Origin of the sequence: Neobacillus dielmonensis (assembly GCF_000612665.1) — a bacterium.
Taxonomy (GTDB): domain Bacteria; phylum Bacillota; class Bacilli; order Bacillales; family Cytobacillaceae; genus Neobacillus; species Neobacillus dielmonensis.
This window is the reverse complement of sequence record NZ_HG942069.1, coordinates 21185-27620: the sequence shown is the minus strand read 5'-3', so window position 1 is coordinate 27620 and position 6436 is coordinate 21185. Positions and strand designations below refer to the sequence as shown.

The 6436-nt window shown below is 41.7% G+C and carries 4 protein-coding genes; 2 read left to right on the top strand and 2 right to left on the bottom strand.

The genetic code is table 11. The annotated features are described in order from the left end of the window. Nucleotides 1-476: 476 nt before the first annotated feature. Together BN2425_RS14355 and BN2425_RS14350 are read right to left on the bottom strand one after the other, a co-directional pair. Nucleotides 477-1037 (bottom strand): DUF4256 domain-containing protein, encoded by a 561-nt coding sequence (locus BN2425_RS14355; protein ID WP_042460738.1) that lies wholly within the window; start codon nt 1035-1037, stop codon nt 477-479. Nucleotides 1038-1099: 62 nt separating this feature from the next. Next, complete coding sequence (locus BN2425_RS14350) at nt 1100-2416, bottom strand: glycoside hydrolase family 28 protein (protein ID WP_042460736.1); 1317 nt, start codon at nt 2414-2416, stop codon at nt 1100-1102. Between the two features lie 544 nt (nt 2417-2960). Here BN2425_RS14350 and katG point away from each other — a divergent pair. Both katG and BN2425_RS14340 read left to right on the top strand, forming a co-directional pair. Next, the gene (gene katG / locus BN2425_RS14345) at nt 2961-5177 is read left to right on the top strand and encodes a catalase/peroxidase HPI (protein ID WP_042460735.1); all 2217 of its coding nucleotides are present in this window, start codon (nt 2961-2963) and stop codon (nt 5175-5177) included. A gap of 148 nt (nt 5178-5325) precedes the next feature. Further along, entirely contained in the window at nt 5326-6363 is a 1038-nt protein-coding gene (locus tag BN2425_RS14340) for an LLM class flavin-dependent oxidoreductase (protein WP_042460734.1), read from the top strand. Nucleotides 6364-6436 lie beyond the last annotated feature (73 nt).

Here is a 6436-nt window from a genome sequence, read left to right as displayed (position 1 = left end):
ATTTCAGTTGACAATTACACAGGTACAAATACTGGCCTTTTGTAAGGTCATATTCTTTAAATTCTATATTGCTTATGGAATCTAATGCCCTTGCAATCATTCCAATTTCACGAAGAATTTCTTTCATCATTAACTCCCTATTACCTTTTTATTGTAGATGCAATAAAAATAGCACAAAATAAGCTTACTCCAGTTTTATTGCATTTGCAATAAAATGATTATTAATACAATATAAAATTTTCTTTTTACGAGGACTCCATAGCAAGAAACTTCTATAAACAATGTTCATCTTCATTCCTTCAATCCTTAAAAATTAGTACATTTGAAGAACAGGTATTTGATTTACTCCTGCCTTAAACCACAAAAAAAGAAACAGGTGTTACCCTGTTTCAAATATGGACATATTGCTTATCCAACGAGTTGTTTAATATAACCTTTTAACTTAATCTTATCGCTCCGAGATCCATCGGTAATATTTATACCCTTAGCGAGCCACGGAAACCCCTAGCTGCATAGTAGGAATCCGCACCATTGTGATACACAAAGACAGTGTCATAACGCCGATCACAAAAGATAGCCCCACCGAGTTTTCTAATATGATCAGGTGTCTTCACCCAGCTCGATGTTTTAGAATCGAAATTCCCAAGCTTCTGAAGCTCGCGATATTCTTCTTCCGTTAACATCTCAATCCCCATGTCAACAGCCATATCCATAGCACTGTTTTGTGGCTTGTGTTGTTTCCTGGACTCCAGCGCTTCGCGATCATAACAAACGCTTCTTCGGCCTTTAGGGCTTTCCGCTGAACAATCACAAAATATATATTCTTCAGACTTTATATCAAAAGCAATGACATCCGGCTCACCGCCGGTTCTCTCCATTTCGTGAAGCGACCATAGTTTATCAATATTAGTTTCTAGCTTGGCTTCTACTTCAGCCCACTCAAGTCCTTGATGGCGATTCATGTTTTTCTCAAAACGGCCTCTCAATATCTCTATTATTTCAAGGCGCTGTTCGGAAGACAGGCTTTTTTCATCCATAAAATGAACACCTCCCATATGTATTGAATTCATAGATAACATTAAAACACAAATTGAAATTCTTATCTATTATCATAAGAGTCATTTTCTTCTTCCCTCGCACCAGAAACGGACACTGTCACATCTTCAAAGCGGATTCCTTTTGTATAATTAATGACACCATACTCGTTACATGAAATAGACATATTTTTAAAAGTAAGTCTCTCAATGGGTGTATCTTCGAAGCCTTCAATATGAAAAGCCCGACTGATGCCGTCATACCCTTTGTCGTTATAAGCCCTTACATTTTGAATCGTGATATCACTGACAGTTGTCTTAGGTGCACTCTCAGGCAGGGGTTCAGTCAACGTTTCCCAGTGTTTTGGGATTTCGCCTATATAATCTTTTGGCAGTTCACAGTAACTATAAGCTGGATTCCAATTCAAAAACAGATGAAACAGATATTTCACATTGACCATTTCCAGTCCGTCTACCAATACATTTTTAATATAGCCGCTTCTCGTTACCGCTGATTTAATGCGGAAACCACAGTCTGTTCCATGATAACGCAAATTCTTTAACGTAATGTCGTAAACGCCGCCAGAAACTTCGCTCCCAATGGTGACTCCAAACCCGGATCTAATCTCGCAATTTTGTACCGTAATATCATGGCATGGTCGGTTCACCCGCAGACCGTCATAATCCCTTCCAGACTTAATGCAGATACTATCATCATTACAGGAAGTGATACAATTTTCCACTAGAACATGCTGACAGGAGTCAATATCAATTCCATCGGTGCTTGGACTATGAAGATCACCTGATGCTATTTTAATCCCATCAATATGAATGTGACTGCTATAGCAAACATGGACATTCCAGAAACCCGAACGTGTGGACGTAAAATCCTTTAAGGTAATATTGGACGACTCCATAACGACAACATTACGTACCCGCATGCAGTCGTAGTCACAGGCCCAGCGAAGCCCTTTCGCATCATACTCCTTCCGCATGCCGCCTGTCATGTCTCTGCCCCAATACTTGTTCCACCAGTACTCTCCCTGACCGTCAATGGTACCATTTCCACTGATCGTTACATTCGTCTGGTGGCTGCAGTTCAGAATGCCTGGATACCAGTCCATCTCAATACCGGCCACACGGGTAGGGATAATTGGATAACATGATTCATCTGTTGTCCCCAGCAAGACTGCCTCATCCTCAAAGTGGAATTCCATGTTACTCTTTAAAAATAAAGAGGATGTCAAGTAAGTTCCTTTTTCTAAAACCAAGATTCCTCCTGCAAGCGCTGTCTCATCAATCAAATCTTGAAGTTCTTGTGTAACCAGCCTTTTGCCCGTATGATCAATGTGTTTCTCTGATGATTTAAAGATCCGTTTCATTTCCGTGCACTGCCCTTTCATTTATTGATATTTTTAGTGCAATCATATCATGTTACGATACTCCCTATATAAAAAAATACCATATTATCAAAGAGTCCGATGTGACAAGATTAAAAAAGTTATTTTCCTGTAATGAATTGAAATCCACATCCACCATCTTTTTATGCCCCTATGAAGTATCTTATAGCTTGCCTAATAACCTCCCTTTTTATTATAATGGTAATTAACGGAAATCCCATTTTTTACCCATCATTCATCTAAACACTGATCTAGAAAATTTCTGACCATTTTCTATTATTATTTTAATCTCCTCTAAGATACTACTTGTCTTGTTTTGTATAGATATAAGTGTATATCATAATCTGCTCTGTTCCCTTCATAAATGACCAAAAGCCCTAGAAAATCTGTATTTTTTTATTCTCATAGTTAGTACTTCTTTGATTTGATTCATAACATTATAGTAATGGCATAATTATCATTATTATCAATCTAGTTTTTTAAACTAGTTAGATACTACTAAACCTACATAGGAGGAGATATAAAAATGGATTCTAAAGAAAACGCTAACATTGAAGGATGCCCGTTTCACGGGAGTGCTACTAGTTACAAATCAAGCGGTACTACAAATCGTGATTGGTGGCCAAATGCATTAAACCTGAATATTCTCCGTCAACATGACAGAAAATCGAACCCTATGGGGGAAGACTTTGATTATGTGGAAGAATTTAAAAAGCTAGACTACGATGCTCTTAAACAGGACCTTCAAGATTTAATGACGAACAGTCAAGATTGGTGGCCTGCTGACTATGGACATTATGGTCCATTCTTTATCCGTATGTCTTGGCACGCTGCAGGTACATACCGTTCCGGTGATGGCCGTGGCGGCGGCGGCACTGGCAACCAGCGTTTTGCTCCGCTTAACAGCTGGCCGGACAACACTAGCCTTGATAAAGCCCGCCGACTCCTATGGCCGATTAAGCAAAAGTATGGCAACAAGATCTCTTGGGCCGACTTGCTTGTCCTAGCAGGAAATGTTGCGATTGAATCCATGGGCGGTAAAACAGTCGGTTTTGGAGCAGGACGCCCAGACATTTGGCATCCAGAAGAAGACATCTATTGGGGTGCTGAAAAAGAATGGCTAGGCGATAATCGGTACACAGGCGAACGTGACCTTGAAAATCCACTTGCTGCTGTTCAGATGGGGCTTATCTATGTGAACCCAGAAGGTCCAAACGGTAAACCAGATCCGATTAAGGCAGCTCACGACATTCGTGAAACCTTTGGACGCATGGGAATGAATGATGAAGAAACGGTTGCCCTCATTGCAGGCGGCCATACTTTCGGCAAGGCTCACGGTGCCGGAGATGCCTCTCATGTTGGACCAGAACCGGAAGCTGCTCCTATTGAAGCACTAGGCCTCGGCTGGCAAAACTCTTACGGAAGCGGCAAAGGCCGTGACACCATTACCAGTGGTCTTGAAGGGGCTTGGACTCCTAATCCAACTCAATGGGATAATGGGTATTTTGATATGTTATTTGGCTATGAATGGTGGTTGACAAAGAGTCCTGCTGGTGCATGGCAGTGGCTTGCTGTAGACCCTGATGAGAAACATCTAGCACCAGATGCCGAGGATCCATCTGTTAAAGTTCCAACCATGATGTTTACTACGGACCTTGCATTGCGTCATGATCCAGAATACGAAAAAATTTCGCGTCGTTTCCATCAGAATCCAGAAGAATTTGCAGATGCATTTGCCCGCGCATGGTTCAAACTTTTACACCGCGACATGGGTCCTAAAGCAAGATATTTAGGCCCGGAAGTTCCGGAAGAGGATTTCATCTGGCAAGATCCTGTACCAGCCGGCAATTATGACCTAACAGAGGCCGAAATTGCTGAGATTAAAGCAAAAATTCTAGACTCAGGACTCACAGTCAGTAAGCTAGTCACAACTGCGTGGGCTTCTGCCAGTACCTATCGTAGCTCCGATCACCGTGGAGGTGCCAATGGTGCCCGTATCCGGCTTGCACCACAGAAAGATTGGGAAGTAAACCAGCCGGAACAACTAGCACAAGTGCTTCAAGTCCTAGAAGGCATTCAACAGGAGTTGGATAAGGAAGTCAGCATCGCTGATTTGATTGTACTAGGCGGTTGTGCCGCAATTGAAAAAGCTGCACAAGATGCAGGTTTTGATGTAACGGTTCCTTTTGCTCCAGGACGTGGCGATGCCACACAAGAGCAAACGGATGCTGAAAGCTTTGATGTCCTGGAACCGGTCGCTGATGGTTTCCGCAACTATCAAAAGCAACAATATAGTGTAAGCCCGGAAGAACTTTTAGTGGATAAGGCTCAGCTCTTGAACCTAACTGCACCTGAAATGACGGTTCTTATTGGTGGTATGCGTGTTCTAGGCACAAACTATGGCGGCACTCAGCACGGCGTCTTTACTGAACATGTCGGCACTCTCACTAATGACTTCTTCGTTAATTTACTAGACATGGGGGTACAGTGGAAACCTGTAGAAGGAAACGTCTATGAAGGGCATGACCGTAAGACAGGTAAAGTCGTTCGAACAGCAACTAGAGTGGACCTCGTGTTTGGTTCAAACTCTGTCCTTCGTGCCATTGCAGAAGTCTATGCCCAAGATGATAACAAAGAAAAGTTTGTGCGCGATTTTATCGCTGCCTGGGTCAAGGTAATGAACGCTGATCGCTTCGATCTTAAAGCAGTTGACCAAAAGAAAATTCAACTAACCAGTAAATAAGCACAAGGAAAACCGCCGTCATGTAGACGGTGGTTTTCTTTCTTAAAAGACACAACATAATCTTTACATTTTAGTTTTTTAACTCCTTTTATAAGAAATGAATAATATAAAACAGAAGGCGATTTCGCAAAATTGAGGAGTTAGAGGTATGGAAATTGGCATTTATACTTTAGCGGATTTAACCCTGGATCCACAAACTGGTAAAACAATCAGCTCCAAGCAGCGACTAGAGGAAATTATTAAAGCAGCAAAAATGGCAGACGAAGCTGGACTAGATGTATTTGGTGTGGGAGAACACCATCGTCTAGATTATGCAGTATCCTCACCTGCAGTTGTCTTATCAGCGATTTCACAGGTCACAAAGCAAATTAAGTTGACTAGCGCTACGACAGTATTAAACACTATAGATCCTGTCCGTTTATTCGAGGATTTTGCAACGCTTGACCTTTTATCAAGTGGGCGAGCTGAAATTATGGCTGGGCGCGGGGCTTTTTTAGACTCATTCCGACTTTTCGGCTATGATACAGAAGATTATGATAAATTGTTTGAAGAACACATCGACCTATTGTTAAAACTAATTGCGAACGAAAAGGTTACCTGGAAAGGCCGCCTTCGCTCTTCATTAAAAGATGCCGAAATCGCACCAAGACCTGTTCAACAAAAACTCCCTATTTGGATAGGCGTCGGAAGTACGTTAGAAAGTGCAGAACGAGCAGGCAGGTTAGGTACTGGATTGGCCATCGTCATGCTTGGCGGAGATCCAAATTTATATAAACCGCTCGTAGACCGATACCGAGAAACAGCTGCTGAAAACGACCACTCTTTAGAAAATTTGAAAGTGGGAGTTACAGGGCACGCTTATATATCAAAAACCAATCACCAAGCAATAGAAGAATTTTTTCCGTACCATTCAAATTATTGGCTCCACCTCAATCGGCAGCATGGAATCCATCAATCAATTTCAAGAGGTGACTTTGAACGGATGTGCAGAAAAGAAACTGCCCTTTTTGTTGGCAGCTCTCAGCAAATTATCGAAAAAATCATGTCCCAATACGAACTATTTGGTCACCAGCGTTTTATCGCACAGATGGATATAGGTGGTATGCCCTTTAAAAAAGTGGCTGAAAACATTGAGAAATTAGCAACAGAAGTAGCACCCGTTATACGAAAGGAAACTGGAAAATAGAATATCAACTATTGCCTGGATATATTTTCTTTGCTAGTCTTTACCGTTTTGGATTGGGATTCCAGGAAACGTG

Coding starts and splice junctions, on each gene's coding strand:
- BN2425_RS14355 (WP_042460738.1), bottom strand. CDS start 1,037: ATGGATGAAAAAAGCCTGTCTTCCGAACAGCGCCTTGAAATAATAGAG.
- BN2425_RS14340 (WP_042460734.1), top strand. CDS start 5,326: ATGGAAATTGGCATTTATACTTTAGCGGATTTAACCCTGGATCCACAA.
- katG (WP_042460735.1), top strand. CDS start 2,961: ATGGATTCTAAAGAAAACGCTAACATTGAAGGATGCCCGTTTCACGGG.
- BN2425_RS14350 (WP_042460736.1), bottom strand. CDS start 2,416: ATGAAACGGATCTTTAAATCATCAGAGAAACACATTGATCATACGGGC.